Source organism: Novosphingobium pokkalii (assembly GCF_014652855.1).
Taxonomy (GTDB): Bacteria; Pseudomonadota; Alphaproteobacteria; order Sphingomonadales; family Sphingomonadaceae; genus Novosphingobium; species Novosphingobium pokkalii.
The window spans coordinates 73360-89847 of record NZ_BMZP01000001.1; the positions used below are offsets into that span (position 1 = coordinate 73360).

Below are 16488 nucleotides of genomic sequence, written 5' to 3' on the forward strand. Positions count from 1 at the left end.
TGGCTTGGCCCTGCCGCCTTGCGCAAGCGGGGCGGCAGGGCCACATTGCTTCCCATGCACGTGATCCACGATCCCGCCAGCGAAGCGGAAGAAACGATTGCCTTCAGCGATTTCCTGAAGGTGGACATCCGCATCGGCACGGTGCTGTCGGCTGAGGAACTGGTCGGCGCGCGCAAGCCCTCGATCAAGCTGGTGATCGATTTCGGCCCCGGCGTGGGCCACAAGAAGAGCTGCGCCCAGGTCGCCGCGCTTTATGATCCCACGGAACTGGTCGGCCGTCAGGTCGCCGCCGTGGTCAACTTCCCGCCGCGTCAGGTTGGCAAGGCGATTTCCGAAGTGCTGACGCTCGGCTTTGCCGACGAAGAGGGCCGCGTGGTCCTCGCCGGCCCCGAACGCCCGGTGCCCAACGGCGCCCGCTTGCTGTGAGTGCGCTGCGTCGGTCTCGCGTCAATCCAATCCCGCTGACGCGCCTGTATGTGCGCATTTGTCAACACCCGCATTAGAGTGCGATGACAAAAAGTGAGAACCGGTTTTTGTAAAAAATTGCACGATCACAAATATTTAGAGCGTTATGACGTTTCATTGAAACGTCATAACGCTCTAGCTCTTCCGCTGCCTGAAGATTTTTACGAGTGACGTTCAGTATTTTCAAAACGCTTTGTCGAGACCGGCATCTTGCAGCGTGCCGTTGGCGGTGTGCCGCACCTTGACCTTTTTATCGACGGTGAAATTTCTGTTTGAAATGGGGCTGTACCAGATTTCATGATCGCCTTTGCCGTTCCGGACAAAATGGCAGCCTGCGTCTCGTAGCAGGGCAATGATGTCACGGTAGTAATCGGCCACAGCCATTCACGCACAGGCAAGCGACAAGGGCGTATCGAAGATCGGTTTTATCGATGGGCGTCGTGTTGCCCAAGGTTCTGCCTCCGGCTCGCCCAGATGAGCTGCAATGATCTCGTCCTTGTTCATCTCGATCAGTTCAGGGGCCGCTTCGCGCAGCCTCTCGATGAGGGTCAATGCATCATCTGCTTCCAACCGCAGGCCAGGAATGTCGGACTCGGCAACATACCAGCGGCCGGACTCTTCGTCTTCCGCGATATGAACCTTGAGCTCGATGACATTCTTCATGGGTGAAACGCTCCGTAGCCCGCCTCGACCGAGACGACTGATTAGCCCCCAAAGGGTTCCCAAAGCGTTAGACGAACGATGAGCAATATGCTTGCGACGGCCCGACTCTGCAATGGCCCTCATGTCAATACCCCCTACGCTCACCCCGGACGCTTTCCCACAAAGAGGTGGAAAAAACAATTCCGAGAATCCGAGCAGCCGAAGCAGCGTTTTGAAACGCCTGCGGCCAGGTGTTCCCTCCACACCACATGCAAAGAGGATCAATCTTGGAATGTAAATGGCCGCTACCGCGCCAGTTCCTCGTCGAGGAACGCGGCCACGTCGGCCAGGTCCACGTCCTTGGCCAGGAACGTCTGCCCGAGTCCACGCATCAGCAGGAAGGGCAGGGTGCCCGCGTCCATCTTTTTGTCGTGGAGCATGTGGTTCTTGAGCGTCTGCCCATCGCAATCTATGTCCAAAGCCTTGAGCGAGGCGGGCAGGCCGACAGCCGCGATATGAGCAGCGACACGCTCGGCGTCCTGGCCGTGCATCAGGCCGAGGCGCGCGGAATAGCGCGCCGCCAGGATCATGCCCAGCGCCACGCCTTCGCCATGCAGCAGGCGGTCGGAAAAGCCGCACTGCGCTTCCAGCGCGTGGCCGAAGGTGTGCCCCAGGTTGAGCAGCGCGCGAACGCCGGTGGTTTCCTTCTCGTCCGCCGCGACGATCCGCGCCTTGGCCGCCACGCTGCGGGCGATGGCATGTTCGCGCGCATCTGCCTCTCCGGCGAGCAGGCACTGCGCGTTGGCTTCGCACCAGAAGAAGAATTCCGGATCGTCGATCAGGCCATACTTCACCACTTCGGCATAGCCGGCGCGCACATCGCGCAGGGGCAGCGTATCGAGGCTGAGCGGATCGGCCAGCACCAGGCTGGGCTGGTGGAACGCGCCGACCAGGTTCTTGCCCACGGGCGTGTTGATCGCGGTCTTGCCGCCCACGCTCGAATCGACCTGCGCCAGCAGCGTCGTGGGCATCTGGATGAAGCCGCAGCCACGCTTGACCATCGAGGCGGCAAAGCCGGTGAGATCGCCGATCACGCCGCCGCCCAGCGCGACGATGTTGTCCTTGCGCTCCACTTCCAGATGCAGCAGCCAATCGACCACGCGGGCGAGGTTTTCCCACGATTTGGTCGCTTCCCCGGCGGGCAGCACCAGCCAGTGGCTGGCAATGCCCTGAGCGGCAAAGCTGGCTGCCACGGTCTCGCGCCAGGCGCCGGCGACGTTTTCGTCCGTCACCACGGCCACGGTGTCCTTGCGCAGGAACGGGCGGCACAGGGCGCCGGCGCGGGCGAGGGCGCCTTCCTCGATCACCACGTCATAGGGGGCGCCAGCAATGGCGACGGGGATTACAGCCATGCGTCAATCGCTTTCAGGATGCGGCTGGCCGTGACCCCGTGGGGCAGGTTGCCGCTGGTGATGTGGATCGCGGCCTGTTGATAGGCCGGGCGCCGTTCGTCGCGCAGGCGGGCGAGAATCTCGCGCGGGTTGCCGCCGCGCAGCAAGGGGCGGTTGTCCTTGCGGCCTACACGCTCGACCAGAGTATCGATATCGCTGTCGAGCCACACCGACACCGCCTTGTCGAGAATCAGCGCCCGCGTTTCGGCATCGACGAAAGCGCCGCCGCCGGTGGCCAGCACCTTGCGCCGGGCGGGCGTGGCGCCGTCAAGCAGGCGGGCGATCACCCGGCGCTCGCCGCTGCGGAAATAGGGCTCGCCATACGTGGCGAAGATTTCCGGGATCGGCATCTGCGCCGCGCGCTCGATCTCTTCGTCGGCATCGATGAACGGCACATCCAGCAGGCTGGCCAGCTTGCGGCCCACCGTGGTCTTGCCCACGCCCATCATGCCCACCAGCACGACGGGCCGATCGAGCCGCCGGGCGATGCGGGCTATTTCCGCCATGGAGAGAGGAGCGCTGTCGTGGTCCATTGCCGCGCCGCCTATACTTGCGCTAGGGCCAAGCGCAAGCGCCGTGGCAGCGAGGCAACGTGAACACCGAGAGTTCGATGCAGACAGGCAAGAATGAGGGAGCGGGCGAGGGCTTGCGCCAGAACGCGCTCCGGCACCTGCCATGGCCGGCGATCGGCGGCGGCCTGGTTGCCGCCATTGCTGTCGGGTTGATCATGCTCGCTTGGGCGCTGGGCGGTCCGCGCCGCGCCGACTGGATCGAACAGCCGATTGCAGCGCCAAATGCCGCCGCCACCACGACTTTGGGAAGCAAGCCATGATGCCGCGCTTTATTCGTCCTGTCCGGTTGCGTCACGCCTTGCTCGGCTGCGCGGCGCTCGCCGGCATGACCGGTGCCCTGCTCGCCCAGGAATCGCTGTTGCCGCCCGGCTTCGACAAGCCTGTGGCCCAGCCTGCCAAGGCGCCTCAGGCCAAGCCCAAGCCGGCCGCCGCCAAACCGGCTGCCCCGGTCGCGGCGTCGGCCGCGAAACCGGCTGCGGCACCGGCTGCCGTGGCCTCTCCAGTGATCCAGCCGCTGCCGCTCGATGACAATGCCGATGTCAGCGCCAGCGCCGCCGGTCCGGCCGATCCGCTGGATTCGATCGATCCGGCCACGCTCGACGCGCTGATCGCCAAGGCGCAGCCCAAGTATGACATTCCGCCCAGCGCGCAGCGCAGCCTGGCGCGGGTTGGCGTGATCGACCAGGTCGATGGCGGTTTTCCGGCCACTTCCACGCACTATCTCAATGGCGCCTTCGTGCAGGAGCTGCTGGGCCGCATGCGCGGGCCGATGGTGTCGCGCTGGGGCCACATCCTGGTGCGCCGGGCGCTGGCCAGCCGCATGGACACGCCGGTGGGCATGAACGGCGCCGATTGGGCCGCACTGCGCGCCGGGCTGCTGCTGCGCATGGGCGAAGCCGATGCCGCGCGCGCCATGGTGCAGTCGGTCGACAGCGGCTTTTTCACGCCGGGCCTGGAAGATGCGGCGATGAACGCATTCCTGGCAACGGCCGATCCGGTGGGGCTGTGCCCGATCACCGCGCTCACCGCCGCCGGGCGTCAGGGCGCGAATTGGGATCTGACCCGCGCGATCTGCTCCGGCTTTACCGGCGATGGCCCGCCGGCCATGGCCCAGCTTGACCGGCTGCTGCGCCGGGGCGGGCCTGACAAGATCGATATCCTGCTGGCGCAGAAGCTGGCCGGGGCCACCTCGGCCACGCGGCGCGCGGTCAATATCGAATGGAAGGATGTCGACCAGCTCACCCCGTGGCGCACCGGCCTGGCCTTTGCCGTGGGGATTGAGCCGCCGCAGTCGCTGCGCGAGCAGGCCTGGGCCGACTATGCCGTTATGGCCGTCCGCGCCCCGATGCTGCCGCTGCCTTCGCGCTGCGCAGCGGCCGATGTCGCCGCCGGGCGCGGCATCCTGTCGAGCGCGGCGATGGTTGATCTCTACAGCCAGTTGGCCGAAATCAACGCGCAGGACGGCGCCGATCAGGACAAGACCTGGGGCCCGCTGGCCGACCAGTTGCGCACGGCCTATACCGCGCCCGAAGCGAGCGACCGTCTGGCCGCGATCAAGACACTGTGGGGCAATGCCGATGATCCCGATCGCGCCTATTCGCGCCTGGTGCTGACCGCCTATGCCGCCGCGCGCATGGTGCCGAGCCCCGATCTGGCCGGGGATGCCGGCGGGCTGATCGCCTCTATGCTGACTGCCGGGCTCGATGCCAACGCGGCGCGCTGGAGCGGCGTGGTCGCCGTGGGCAGCGAGCCCTGGGGCCTTATTGCCCTGTCCGCGCCGGCCAAGGCCACGGCCATCGGCAACGATGCCCTCGATACGTTCCAGAGCGGCGATGAAAGCAGTGGCGCCTTGCGCTCGCAGTTCCTGCTTGCCGGGCTGATGGGGCTGGGCCGGATCGACGGCAACACCGCCAATGCCTTTGCCGGCAAGCTCAAGGTCGACATGAACCGCCAGACGCGCTGGACCCGCGCCATCGACGATGCGGCCGAATCGAACAATCCGGCGCTGGTCGCGCTGCTCGCCGGCTTTGGCATGCAGGCGCAAAGCTGGGACAAGATGACGGCGGTGCATCTCTATCACATGGTTTCGGCGCTGCGCCGCGTGGGCCTGGATGGCGAAGCGCGGATGATCGCGGCCGAAGCGGTGGCGCGGGTGTGACACGCGGCAAGCGTGCCGCTGGCCCTGCCTCTCCGGCCGTCACCGCGTTTCTGGAAATGATGGCGGCCGAACGTGGCGCGGCGGCCAATACGCTGGCCGCCTATGCGCGCGATCTGGCCGGCGCGGAAAGCGTTGTCGGCAATCTGGTGGAAGCCGATGCCCAGGCGCTGACCGGCCTGGCACAGAGCTGGGCCGATCTTGCCCCGGCCAGCCAAGCGCGCAAGATTTCGGCGCTGCGCCAGTTCATGGCCTTTGCCCAGGACGAGGGCTTGCGCGAAGACGATCCTTCCGTCGCGCTGGTGCGGCCGCGCGCGCGGCGGCCTTTGCCGCGCCTGCTCGATCATGCCGAAATCGCGCGGTTCCTGGAAACGGCCGAGGCCGATGCCGCCGCCGGCACGCCCGAAGGCGTGCGGCTGCTGGCGCTGGTGGAACTGCTCTATGGCTCGGGCCTGCGCGCCACCGAACTGGTCTCGCTGCCGCTCACCGCGCTGCCGCGGGACGTGCCGTTCCTGGCGATAACCGGCAAGGGCGGGCAACAGCGGCTGGTGCCGGTTTCCACGCGCGCGCTGGCCGCGCTGCGCCGTTGGCTGGCGGTGCGCCCCGGTGGTTCGCGCCACCTCTTTCCCAGTCCGCGCGGCGGGCACCTCTCGCGCGTGCGTCTGTTCCAGCTTGTGCGTGATCTGGCCCTGCGCGCCGGGATCGATCCGGAAAAGGTCAGCCCCCACGTGCTGCGCCACGCCTTTGCCACGCATCTGCTGGAAGGCGGGGCAGACTTGCGCGTCTTGCAGACGCTGCTCGGCCATGCCGACATTGCCACCACCGAAATCTACACGCACGTCGATTCCGCGCGACTGGTGGCGTTGGTCAACGAAAAGCACCCGCTGCGCCATCGCTGATCGGCCTGACAGGCCACGTGCCCCCATTGACCAAATGCCCGCGTGTCCCTAGCGCAGGCGCCATGATTTCGTACCTCGAATTCGAAAAGCCCGTCGCCGCCCTGGAAGCCCGTATCGCCGAACTGCGCGATACCGCCGCCGCCAGCGGGGAACTGGATATCGCCGCCGAGATCCGTCGTCTTGAAACCAAGTCGGCCGAGCTTCTGGCCAATACCTATCGTGCGCTTTCGCCGTGGCAAAAGACCCAGGTGGCCCGCCATCCCGCGCGGCCGCATTTCCGCGACTATGTGGAGCGGATGTTCACCGGGTTTATGCCGCTGGGCGGGGATCGCCTGTTCGGCGAGGATCAGGCGATCATCGGCGGTTTTGCCCGGCTCGGCAACCGTCGTGTGATGCTGATCGGCCACGAAAAGGGCAACGACACGCAAAGCCGCATCCGCCACAACTTCGGCATGGGCAAGCCCGAAGGCTATCGCAAGGCGGTGCGCCTGATGGAAATGGCCAGCCGATTCGGGCTGCCGGTGGTGACGCTGGTGGATACCTCTGGCGCGTTTCCCGGCGTGGAAGCCGAAGAGCGCGGCCAGGCCGAAGCCATCGCCCGCTCGACCGAGGCCTGCCTGGCGCTGGGCGTGCCGATGGTCGCCACGATCGTGGGCGAGGGTGGCTCGGGCGGCGCCGTGGCCCTGGCCAGCGCCGAGCGCGTGCTGATGCTGGAACACGCGGTCTATTCGGTGATCTCGCCCGAAGGCTGCGCCTCGATCCTTTGGCGCACAGCCGAAAAGGCCCCCGAAGCGGCCGAGGCGATGAAAGTGACGGCGCAGGATCTGCTCGCGCTCGGCGTCATCGACCGCATCGTGCCCGAACCGGTCGGCGGCGCTCATCGCGATCCGGCTGCCACCTGCACGGCATTGGCGGCGGCGATTGGCGAGGAACTGGATCACCTGGCCGGCAAGAACGCCGATGCCCTGCGCGCCCTGCGCGCCGAACGGTTCCTGCGCATCGGCGCCTGATTGTTTTCTCCTTGCGCGAAAAAGGCCGCCGGACAAGCACGTCCGGCGGCCTTTTTCTTGCTCGCGCCTGGAGCCACTTGGGCCGGCGCACGAAAAAGGGCGGAAAAAGGCCCCCGCCTTCTTCCGCCCTTCCGGTTCGGCGCCTTGCGGCAGCCCGCTCTTAGAGCTTGCCGTCCGAAGCGTTGTTCATGTCGTTCGACACGAGGTTGAACGTGTTGCCCAGCGAGTTGCCCAGCGCGCCCATGGCGGTGATGGCGGCAACGGCGATCAGAGCGGCGATCAGGCCGTATTCGATGGCGGTGGCGCCGTCTTCGTTGCGGAACAGGTCGCGGATCAGCTTCATAATTCTTCTCCTGAAGAGGTCTTCTTTTTCCCGGCCCGCATCGGTCTTTCGCGTCGCTGCGGACAAGGCCGTCTCTAGGCAGGAAAACCTAAGATGCACTTAATGGGAATTGGCCGCTGCGGTCGTGTGATCATCGACAATGTGCCAAAGACGGTAGAGTTGATTGGTAAACGCATTCAGCCCGAAAACGATCGACAGGCCCAGCACGCCCACCAGCAGGCCGTATTCCACCAGCGTCACCGCGTCGCGTTCGCGCGCGATCTTGCGCAAGAAGTTCTTCATCGTTGGGCCCCATCCACCTATGCATCGATCCGCATAACGGAGCGCCGCCTAAGAAAGCGTTGCAGAGGCCCCGTGGTCTTGTCCCTAGCCTGTTCGCGATAGGATTAACCGATGTCGTCCACTCTCTCGCCCGTGGTGCCTGCCAGCGCCGCATTGCCGCTCCTCGTGGTCGCAGGGGCGCTTGTGCGCGGGGAAAGCGCCGAGGCGCGCCTGCTGCTTCAGCAACGGCCCCTGGGCAAGCACCATGGCGGCCTGTGGGAGTTTCCCGGCGGCAAGGTGGAGCCGGGCGAGACGCCGGCCGAGGCGCTGGTCCGTGAACTGGCGGAGGAGCTGGGGATCGCGGTCGATCCGGCCGACTGCGTGCCGCTCACCTTTGCGGTGCGCAGTGCCCACGAAGGGCTGGCGGCGGGGCGCGATCTGGTCCTGCTGCTCTATCGCTGTGCCGCCTGGCAGGGCACGCCCGTGGCCGAACCCGGCGCGGCCCTGCAATGGGTCGATGGCGCGGGCCTGCGTGCGCTGGCAGTGGAGGCGACAATGCCGCCGCTCGACATTGCACTGTGCATAACTGCACAAAAATTGCTTGAGGCCTGAACAAGGTGCTTGCCAACCTGGCCGGTCTGACATAGAGGCGCGGCTCCCCGGCACCCGTAGCTCAGCTGGATAGAGCATCAGACTACGAATCTGAGGGTCGGACGTTCGAATCGTTCCGGGTGCGCCATTCTCTCTCGTGGAGCATGGGGCAGGGGAAAGGCCCTGATGGGCCATACATGGCAGGCACCCGTAGCTCAGCTGGATAGAGCATCAGACTACGAATCTGAGGGTCGGACGTTCGAATCGTTCCGGGTGCGCCATTCCTTCCTTCGGGAAGCGCCCTTGCGGGCAGACATCGGCAGGCACCCGTAGCTCAGCTGGATAGAGCATCAGACTACGAATCTGAGGGTCGGACGTTCGAATCGTTCCGGGTGCGCCACCCCCTTTCATCATCATGTACTGCGGCAATCATGCCGCGAACCGGCGTCCGTTTGGGGCGGCCGGTCGCTTTGCCATTTGCCGTCCCGCGTCGCCTGCCACGATGCCGCGCCGGCGCGCTTGGGCAGGGCTTCGTGCGGCTGCGATCAAGTGTGCACTGCAATGCCGCGTTGCAGCACTTTCGCGTTATACTAGTATAAACGCGGAGCGGCGCCATTTTCGCCGCATCAATTATCATCTTGCCGTGCGTTGGGCGTTGCGAAAGCCGCGATGATGGTCCAATGGGAAAGCCGGTTTTGCGAAACCGCAGAGCCTAGAGGCAGCCAGAATAAGGATATTGAGACTTGGCCAAGTCCGCCAGGCCGCGCGCCGCCAATCCCCGCTCCTCCGCCCCCAAGCCTGCTGCTGTGGCCGCGTCGGTTCCCGACGTGTCGGCCGCGCTGAGCAGCCCGGTCGAGGATGACGCCACTTTCGCCCTGCGCAGCCTTCAGCAGGCGCACGCGAACAACAAGCGCTATGATGCGTCGGACGCTGAACTGCTCAAGTTCTATGAGCAGATGGTGCTGATCCGCCGCTTCGAGGAAAAGGCGGGCCAGCTCTATGGCCTGGGCCTGATCGGCGGCTTCTGCCACCTCTACATCGGCCAGGAAGCCGTGGCGGTGGGCTTGCAGTCGGCACTCAACGAAGGGCACGACAGCGTCATTACCGGCTATCGCGACCATGGCCACATGCTGGCCTATGGCATCGATCCCAAGGTGATCATGGCCGAACTGACCGGTCGCGGTGCGGGTATCTCGCGCGGCAAGGGCGGGTCGATGCACATGTTCTCGACCGAGCACAAGTTCTATGGCGGCCACGGCATCGTCGGCGCGCAGGTCTCGCTTGGCGCGGGCCTGGCCTTTGCCCACAAGTACCGTGAAGACGGCGGCGTGTGCATGGCCTATTTCGGCGACGGCGCGGCCAACCAGGGCCAGGTCTACGAAACCTTCAACATGGCCGCGCTGTGGAAGCTGCCGATCGTGTTCGTGGTGGAAAACAACGGCTATGCCATGGGCACGGCGGTCAAGCGCGGCTCGGCCGAAACCCATTTCTACCGTCGCGGCACCGCCTTCCGCATCCCCGGCATGCCGGTCAACGGCATGGACGTGCTGGAAGTGCGCCAGGCGGCCGAAGTGGCGCTGGAATATGTGCGCGGCGGCAATGGCCCGGTGCTGATGGAACTCAACACCTATCGCTATCGCGGTCACTCGATGTCTGACCCGGCCAAGTATCGCAGCCGTGAAGAAGTGCAGGAAATGCGCGACAAGCACGATCCGATCGAAGGCGCCAAGCAGGAACTGCTCAAGCGCGGCGTGAGCGAAGACGCGATCAAGGACATCGACAAGAAGATTCGCCAGCAGGTGGCCCAGGCCGCCGACTTTGCCGAAAGCTCGCCCGAGCCGGACATGGCAGAGCTCTATACCGACGTGCTGGTGGAGACGTACTGAGATGGCAATTGAACTGAAGATGCCCGCCCTCTCCCCGACGATGGAAGAGGGCACGCTGGCCAAGTGGCTGGTGAAGCCCGGCGACACGGTCAAGTCCGGCGATATCCTCGCCGAGATCGAAACCGACAAGGCGACGATGGAATTCGAATCCATCGACGAAGGTACCATCGGCGAACTGCTGGTGACCGAAGGCACCGAAGGCGTGAAGGTCGGCACCGTGATCGCCACGCTCCAGGGCGAGGACGAGCCTGCTGCCCCGGCTGCGTCGCCCGAAGCGGCGCCCGCTCCCGCCGCCGAACCGGCTGCCGATCCCAAGGCCCAGGCCGTCGCGGCAATCGCGCCGCGTCATGACGCCAAGCCCGCTGCCGATCCGGAAATCCCGGCCGGCACCACGATGGTCCCCACCACCGTGCGCGAAGCCCTGCGCGACGCCATGGCCGAGGAAATGCGCGCCGACCCCGGCGTGTTCGTGATGGGCGAGGAAGTCGCCGAGTACCAGGGAGCCTACAAGGTGACCCAGGGCCTGCTCGACGAATTCGGTGCCAAGCGCGTGATCGACACCCCGATCACCGAATACGGCTTTGCCGGCATCGGCGCCGGCGCGGCGATGGGCGGTCTCAAGCCCGTGATCGAGTTCATGACGTTCAACTTCGCCATGCAGGCGATCGACCACATCATCAACTCGGCGGCCAAGACCAACTACATGTCCGGCGGCCAGATGCGCTGCCCGATCGTGTTCCGTGGCCCCAACGGCGCGGCGGCCCGCGTCGGCGCTCAGCACAGCCAGAACTATGGCCCGTGGTATGCCTCGGTCCCCGGCCTGGTGGTCATCGCGCCCTATGACAGCGCCGATGCCAAGGGCCTGCTCAAGGCCGCGATCCGCAGCCAGGACCCGGTGGTCTTCCTGGAAAACGAACTCGTCTATGGCCGCACCTTCGATGTGCCGCAGCTTGACGATTTCGTGCTGCCGATCGGCAAGGCCCGCGTGGTGCGCGAAGGCAAGGACGTGACGATCGTGTCGTACTCGATCGGCGTGGGCTTTGCGCTCGATGCCGCGCAGCAGCTTGCCGCGGAAGGCATCGAGGCCGAAGTGATCGACTTGCGCACGCTGCGCCCGCTCGACAAGGAAACCGTGCTGGCCAGCCTGGCCAAGACCAACCGCATGGTTGTGGCCGAGGAAGGCTTCCCGATCTGCTCCGTCGCGTCGGAAATCATTGCCATCGCCATGGAAGAAGGGTTCGACAGCCTCGATGCCCCGGTCCTGCGCGTGTGCAATGAAGACGTGCCGATGCCCTATGCCGCGAATCTCGAAAAGGCTGCGTTGATCGACGCGGGCAAGATCGTCGCGGCCGTGAAGAAGGTCTGCTACCGCTGAAACGCGGTGGCTGATCGTTCTTGATGCAGGATCTGATCGATAGCTTGCCGCCACTGGAACGGTTGGCGGCAAGCTATGCCCCGGCGGCCACGCGCCCGCTGTGGATCGGCTATTTCGCGCTGGAGCAGCGCCTGGCCGATGCCGCGCGCGACGGGCGCGATGCGATCATGATCCAGTTGCGCCTCGCCTGGTGGCGTGATCGCCTGGCCGAAGACGCCACCCGGTGGCCCAAGGGCGAGCCTTTGCTGGCGGCCCTTGGCCCCTGGAATGCCGAGCGCGCCGCGCTGTCGGCGCTGGTCGATGGCTATGAAGCGCTGCACGTGGGCGAGGAGGGCGCAGCGCCGCTCGATGAAGCCCGCGTCGGCGTGATGGCCGCCCTGGCGCGGCTTTCCCATGTTTCCGATATGCCCACCGTTGAACGGGCCGCACGCGAGTGGCGTGCTCTGGCACCGCTCGCCGCCCCGGCCCCACGCCTGCCACGCGCCATGCGGCCGCTGGCCGTGTTGCGTGGCATGGCCTTGCACGGCGAGAATGGCACGCCGCTGGGCCGGTTCCTGCGTGCACTGCGGTTGGGCCTGATCGGCCGTTGATCCTGCCAAATCGGTATCGCTTCCCTCTATGGAATGCCCCGGCTGCAACGTAAAATTACGTAAAGCGGCAAGGGGGCGGCATGAACAGGACGTTGGTGGGTGCGCTGGGTGCGCTGATGCTGGTGGCGGCGGGCGTGTTCTGGTGGCAGGGGCACGCGGCCGTGCAGAGCATGCCCGCTGTGGCCACCATGCCCAGTGGCGTCCCTTCCGAAGCCGGTGAGGATGAAGGTCTGCCCACTGCCGACGGCGATGGCCTGCAAGGCCCGGCCTTGCCCCATGCCAGCGAGGCCACGCGCGAGCAGCGCCGGTTCGACCGGTTCGACAAGGACCGCGACGGCCGCATCACGCGCGCCGAGATGCTCGCCCCCCGCGCCAAGGATTTCCGCAAGCTGGACACCGACGGCAACAACCTGCTCAGTTTCGACGAATGGGCCGTCAGCACCGACAACAAGTTCAAGGCTGCCGACGCCAACGGCGATGGTGCGCTGACGCGGCCGGAATTCGCCACGACCAAGCAGAAGACGAAAAAGCCGGCGTGCAAGTGCAAGTGACTGGTTGGCCGGCCGTTCCAAAAGCGGCCTAACCCAGCGCCGCCAGTACCGGCTCCAGCCCCGTGAGCAGCACAGCCGGGGTATCGCGCGCGGGAAGATCGGTGGTCGATTGCATCAGGCCGGTGGTCAGCCCCACGGCGAGCGCGCCGGCGGCATTGGCCATGCGCATTTCCAAGGCCGGATCGTCGCCCACCACGACCATCTGCCGCACAGCGCTGCGGGGCAGGCCCATGACCTGGCGCGCGACGTCAAGCGCCACGCGCGACGGCTTGCCGAGGATGCGGGCGCGCTTGCCGGTCATCGCGGTGAGCATGGCATTGATGGCAAAGCTCGATCCGATCGCGCGGCCGGTGGCGGTGGCAAAGAACGGCACGTTGCTGGCGGTGAACAGCCGCGCGCCGTGCCACAGCGAGTCGCAGGCGGCTTCCAGCGCGGCAAAATCGAACTCGCGAAACCATCCGGTGTAGACCGCTTCCACGTCCTGCGCCGGCGCGGTTGGATCGATCACCTCCAGCCCGGCCGCGCGCAGCGGAGCAGCACACCCGGCATTGCCGAGGACGCGCACGCGGCGCATGCCTTGCGCAACGAACCAGGCGGCCGCGCTGGCAGACGGGGTCAGCATCTGCGCATCGCTGACGGGAAACCCGGCGGCGCGCAGCGAGGCAGCATAGTCAGCCGGTGCCTTGGCCGTGCCATTGGTGAAAACCACGAAGGGGATGCCGCGCCGCTCCAGCGTTTCCAGCAGGGCCACGGCATGGGGCAGGGCCTTGTGGCCGCCGCTCTTGGCATCGCCCAGGGCAATCGTGCCGTCCATGTCGAACACGAAACCGGCGGCATCGCGCAGCCGCGCGGCATGGTCGGGGGAGATGATCGTCACAGGCTGGCTCCGGCATGAAGGGCAAGGCGAAAGCCCGGGCGTTCGACCACCAGGTCGCGGGCGTCGGGCTGCGCGGCCAGCCGGCGGAACAGGGCAAGCAGCGGCGCCGCTTCGGGCGTATAGGTGGCGCGCGAGGGGCCGGCAGCGAGCATGGCATCGACCTGGTCGCCTGGCATCACCGCGCGCAGCAGGAATTCCTCGTCGGGCAGGCCATGCCCGAACTGGCGGCGCAAGTCGGCCAGGGCGGGGAAGGTCGGCTCGGCCTCCAGCTCGCGGGCGCGTGGGCGATCCATGATCGTGGCCAGCACCGCCGGATCGATGGGCGATGTTGGCTTGCCGAACTTGCCCAGGCAATAGCGGATGACCTGATCCGACACTTGCGCATAACGGCGCGTGCCGATCACGTTGAACAGCGCCTGGCTCATGACCATCTGCGGAAACGGCGTGACCATGATCGGATAGCCAAGCTCGGCGCGGACCTGGCCGGTTTCGGCGATCACCGCGTCGAGCCGGTCGGCCAGGCCCAGTTCGGCAAGTTGGCGCGCGGTGGTGGTCATGACCCCGCCGGCGATCTGGTGGCGCAGGAAGCTGGCATCGAAATTCTGCGGTGCGCCGGGCGGCAGCCCTTCGGCCCGCGCGACCCGCTGCCAATAGGCGGTGAGCCGCGCCAGCGCCGCCTTGTCGATGTCCACCGTGTGCCCGGCCTCTTCCAGGTTGGCGACCATGCGGTTCGCCTCTGGCAGGGAAGAGCCGTCGCCACCGGGGCCAACGCCGACATGGATGGCCGAAATGCCCAGCCGCGCCGCTTCCAGGCTGGTCAGCATGCCCTGGCCGATGGTGGTGTGGGCGTGGATTTCCAGCGGCTTGGCCCCGATCACCGCCTTGACCGCCGGCACCAGGGTGCGCACCCGGTCCACCGACAGCAGCCCGCCCGGATCCTTGATATAGAACAGGTCTATGTCGGGGCACTGCGCCAGGGCGCGGGCGAAATCGGCATAGAAGCCATCGGTGTGGATGGCCGACAGCGTGAAGGTGAGCGCGGCCATGACCTGCGCACCGCCTTCCTGTTTCACCAGCCGCGCCGCCTCGATCACGGCTGGCACTTCGTGCATCGGATCGAGCAGTACGAAGCGGCCCACGCCGTTGGTTTGCAGCGTGCGATAGACCAGGCGCATGAATTCGGGATCGGCCTGTTGCCAGGCGATGAAGCGCAGGCCCGTGGTGATGAACTGCAACGGCGTGGTGGGCATGGCGGCGGCCATGCGGCGCAGGCGTTCCCACGGGTTGTTGCGGAAATAGCGGACGGCCACGGCCATGTGGCTCGACGAGGTGAAGTCGATCGCGGCAAAGCCGCAGGCCTGGGTCAACGCGGCGGCCTGGAGCATGTGGGCGGTGTGGAGGCCGGTGGCGCCCCACAGGCTCTGGTTGCCATCGCGCATGGTAACATCGACGAGGCGGATCGCGGTCATGGCTGGGGCTCCGTGGGGTTGAGGCCGGCCAGGAAGCCGGTGTCCACCCCGCCTGCGATGAAGCGGGGATCGGCAAGGATGCGGCGGTGGAGCGGCGCCGTGGTGGGCAGGCCATCGATCGCCAGGTGGCGTAGCGCCGCTTCCATGCGCGCCACCGCTTCGGCGCGCGTCGCGCCATGGACGATCAGCTTGCCCAGCAGCGAATCATAGAACGGCGGCACTTCGCCGCCATCGGCAATGTGGCTGTCCACGCGAATGCCCGGTCCGGCCGGCCAGGCCGCGCGGCGCACGGTGCCGGGCGCGGGGCGGAAATCGGCGTCGGGGTCTTCGGCATTGATCCGCACCTCGATGGCGTGCCCATGCGGGCGCACCATGGCCTGGGTCAGCGAAAGCGGGTGCCCCATCGCCACCAGCAATTGCTGTTCCACCAGATCGACCCCGGTGATCGCCTCGGTGACCGGGTGCTCCACCTGGATGCGCGCGTTGAGTTCGAGGAAATAGAACGAGAAATCCTCGGCATCGACCAGGAATTCGGCCGTGCCCGCGCCGCGATAGCCGATGTGCTGCGCCAGGCGCACGGCGGCCTGCTCGATCGCGGCGCGGGCGTCGTCCGGCATGGCCGGAGCGGGCGCTTCCTCGACCAGCTTCTGGAACCGGCGCTGGATCGAGCAATCGCGCGTGCCCAGGTGCAGCGCAGTCTGCCCATCGCCCAGGATCTGCACTTCGACATGGCGCCCGCGCGCCACGAAGCGTTCGACATAGACCGCCGGGTTGCCGAACGCGGCCTGCGCTTCGGCGCGGGCCATGGCCAGCGCGGCGTCAAGGTCTTGCGCGCGGTCGACCCGGCGCATGCCCTTGCCGCCACCGCCCGCCACAGCCTTGAGCAACAGGGGATAGCCGGTCTGCCGCACGCGCTCGGCCACGGCGGCGGCGGTTTCCGCCTCGCCGCCAGGCAGCACCGGCAGGCCCGCAGCCAGCGCCAGGGCCCGCGCGGCCAGCTTGTCGCCCATGCCCTCCAGCGTGGTCACCGCCGGGCCGACGAAGACCATGCCCGCCGCTGCTACGGCGCGGGCGAAGGCGGCATTTTCTGACAGGAAGCCATAGCCGGGATGCACGGCATCGCAGCCCGTCTCGTGCGCGGCGGCGACCACCCGGTCGATGGCCAGATAGCTCTGCGCCGAAGGGCCGGGGCCAAGCACCACGGCGCGGCCGGCCAGGCGCGCAGGCAGCGACGCGGCGTCCGCTTCCGAAACGCCCAGGACGGTTTCGATCCCCATCTTGTGGGCGGTGCGCAGCACGCGCAGGGCAATCTCGCCGCGATTGGCGATGAACAGGCGCTGGATTGTCATGG

General features: G+C 66.6%; 19 protein-coding genes and 3 tRNA genes. 13 read left to right on the forward strand and 9 right to left on the reverse strand.

Features of this window, described 5'->3' with window-relative positions; genetic code table 11:
* The first annotated feature begins 54 nt into the window (after positions 1–54).
* Entirely contained in the window at positions 55–426 is a 372-nt protein-coding gene (locus IE191_RS00340; protein ID WP_191322367.1) for a tRNA-binding protein, read from the forward strand.
* A gap of 222 nt (positions 427–648) precedes the next feature.
* Here IE191_RS00340 and IE191_RS00345 read toward each other — a convergent pair whose 3' ends face one another.
* The 4 genes from IE191_RS00345 to IE191_RS00360 form a co-directional block, all read right to left on the reverse strand.
* Positions 649–849 carry a type II toxin-antitoxin system HicA family toxin gene (locus tag IE191_RS00345; RefSeq protein ID WP_229814992.1) on the reverse strand — a complete coding sequence of 67 codons (201 nt, stop codon included), beginning with the start codon at positions 847–849 and terminating at the stop codon, positions 649–651.
* The gene (locus IE191_RS00350) at positions 850–1128 is read right to left on the reverse strand and encodes a DUF1902 domain-containing protein (protein ID WP_191322368.1); all 279 of its coding nucleotides are present in this window, start codon (positions 1126–1128) and stop codon (positions 850–852) included.
* Positions 1129–1412: 284 nt separating this feature from the next.
* The gene (aroB, locus tag IE191_RS00355; protein ID WP_191322369.1) at positions 1413–2519 is read right to left on the reverse strand and encodes a 3-dehydroquinate synthase; all 1107 of its coding nucleotides are present in this window, start codon (positions 2517–2519) and stop codon (positions 1413–1415) included.
* The gene (locus IE191_RS00360; RefSeq protein WP_191322370.1) at positions 2510–3091 is read right to left on the reverse strand and encodes a shikimate kinase; all 582 of its coding nucleotides are present in this window, start codon (positions 3089–3091) and stop codon (positions 2510–2512) included. The genes aroB and IE191_RS00360 overlap by 10 nt, the downstream gene beginning before the upstream one ends.
* Positions 3092–3204: 113 nt before the next feature.
* On the opposite strand from IE191_RS00360, the gene IE191_RS00365 reads away from it, so the two are divergent.
* From IE191_RS00365 to IE191_RS00380, 4 genes are all read left to right on the forward strand, one after another.
* Positions 3205–3390 carry a hypothetical protein gene (locus tag IE191_RS00365; protein WP_191322371.1) on the forward strand — a complete coding sequence of 62 codons (186 nt, stop codon included), beginning with the start codon at positions 3205–3207 and terminating at the stop codon, positions 3388–3390.
* Positions 3387–5288: a hypothetical protein gene (locus tag IE191_RS00370; protein ID WP_229814993.1), complete on the forward strand. Its 1902-nt coding sequence runs from the start codon at positions 3387–3389 to the stop codon at positions 5286–5288. Before IE191_RS00365 ends, IE191_RS00370 begins: the two co-directional genes overlap by 4 nt.
* Complete coding sequence (locus IE191_RS00375) at positions 5285–6184, forward strand: tyrosine recombinase (RefSeq protein ID WP_268249405.1); 900 nt, start codon at positions 5285–5287, stop codon at positions 6182–6184. The genes IE191_RS00370 and IE191_RS00375 overlap by 4 nt, the downstream gene beginning before the upstream one ends.
* Before the next feature lie 62 nt (positions 6185–6246).
* On the forward strand, positions 6247–7194 hold the full coding sequence (locus tag IE191_RS00380) for an acetyl-CoA carboxylase carboxyltransferase subunit alpha (RefSeq protein WP_191322372.1): 948 nt from the start codon (positions 6247–6249) through the stop codon (positions 7192–7194).
* A 160-nt stretch (positions 7195–7354) separates the two neighbouring features.
* On the opposite strand, the gene IE191_RS00385 is transcribed toward IE191_RS00380, so the two are convergent.
* Together IE191_RS00385 and IE191_RS00390 are read right to left on the reverse strand one after the other, a co-directional pair.
* Positions 7355–7537, reverse strand: coding sequence for a Flp family type IVb pilin (locus tag IE191_RS00385; RefSeq protein WP_191322373.1), 183 nt, complete (start codon positions 7535–7537; stop codon positions 7355–7357).
* Positions 7538–7636: 99 nt separating this feature from the next.
* Positions 7637–7819 carry a Flp family type IVb pilin gene (locus IE191_RS00390; protein ID WP_191322374.1) on the reverse strand — a complete coding sequence of 61 codons (183 nt, stop codon included), beginning with the start codon at positions 7817–7819 and terminating at the stop codon, positions 7637–7639.
* 111 nt (positions 7820–7930) lie between these two features.
* On the opposite strand from IE191_RS00390, the gene IE191_RS00395 reads away from it, so the two are divergent.
* The 8 genes from IE191_RS00395 to IE191_RS00430 all read left to right on the forward strand — a co-directional run bounded on the left by IE191_RS00395 (position 7931) and on the right by IE191_RS00430 (position 12791).
* Positions 7931–8410: a (deoxy)nucleoside triphosphate pyrophosphohydrolase gene (locus IE191_RS00395; protein ID WP_191322375.1), complete on the forward strand. Its 480-nt coding sequence runs from the start codon at positions 7931–7933 to the stop codon at positions 8408–8410.
* A gap of 50 nt (positions 8411–8460) precedes the next feature.
* A tRNA-Arg gene (locus IE191_RS00400) sits at positions 8461–8537 on the forward strand.
* A gap of 56 nt (positions 8538–8593) precedes the next feature.
* A tRNA-Arg gene (locus tag IE191_RS00405) sits at positions 8594–8670 on the forward strand.
* A gap of 42 nt (positions 8671–8712) precedes the next feature.
* Positions 8713–8789 (forward strand) — tRNA-Arg (locus tag IE191_RS00410).
* 406 nt (positions 8790–9195) lie between these two features.
* Complete coding sequence (pdhA, locus tag IE191_RS00415; protein WP_373299211.1) at positions 9196–10275, forward strand: pyruvate dehydrogenase (acetyl-transferring) E1 component subunit alpha; 1080 nt, start codon at positions 9196–9198, stop codon at positions 10273–10275.
* 1 nt (position 10276) lies between these two features.
* The gene (locus IE191_RS00420; protein WP_191322377.1) at positions 10277–11650 is read left to right on the forward strand and encodes a pyruvate dehydrogenase complex E1 component subunit beta; all 1374 of its coding nucleotides are present in this window, start codon (positions 10277–10279) and stop codon (positions 11648–11650) included.
* A 23-nt stretch (positions 11651–11673) separates the two neighbouring features.
* Positions 11674–12240, forward strand: a complete 567-nt coding sequence (locus IE191_RS00425) for a hypothetical protein (protein WP_191322378.1) — start codon at positions 11674–11676, stop codon at positions 12238–12240.
* An 80-nt stretch (positions 12241–12320) separates the two neighbouring features.
* The gene (locus IE191_RS00430; RefSeq protein WP_191322379.1) at positions 12321–12791 is read left to right on the forward strand and encodes an EF-hand domain-containing protein; all 471 of its coding nucleotides are present in this window, start codon (positions 12321–12323) and stop codon (positions 12789–12791) included.
* Positions 12792–12819: 28 nt separating this feature from the next.
* Here the strand turns inward: IE191_RS00430 and IE191_RS00435 are convergent, their stop codons facing one another.
* The 3 genes from IE191_RS00435 to IE191_RS00445 are packed head-to-tail and all read right to left on the reverse strand — an operon-like array spanning position 12820 to position 16486.
* Positions 12820–13668 carry an HAD-IIA family hydrolase gene (locus IE191_RS00435; RefSeq protein WP_229814994.1) on the reverse strand — a complete coding sequence of 283 codons (849 nt, stop codon included), beginning with the start codon at positions 13666–13668 and terminating at the stop codon, positions 12820–12822.
* The gene (locus IE191_RS00440) at positions 13665–15137 is read right to left on the reverse strand and encodes a biotin carboxyl carrier protein (RefSeq protein WP_191322380.1); all 1473 of its coding nucleotides are present in this window, start codon (positions 15135–15137) and stop codon (positions 13665–13667) included. Before IE191_RS00440 ends, IE191_RS00435 begins: the two co-directional genes overlap by 4 nt.
* Positions 15134–16486 carry an acetyl-CoA carboxylase biotin carboxylase subunit gene (locus IE191_RS00445; protein WP_191322381.1) on the reverse strand — a complete coding sequence of 451 codons (1353 nt, stop codon included), beginning with the start codon at positions 16484–16486 and terminating at the stop codon, positions 15134–15136. The genes IE191_RS00440 and IE191_RS00445 overlap by 4 nt, the downstream gene beginning before the upstream one ends.
* Between the last annotated feature and the right edge of the window lie 2 nt (positions 16487–16488).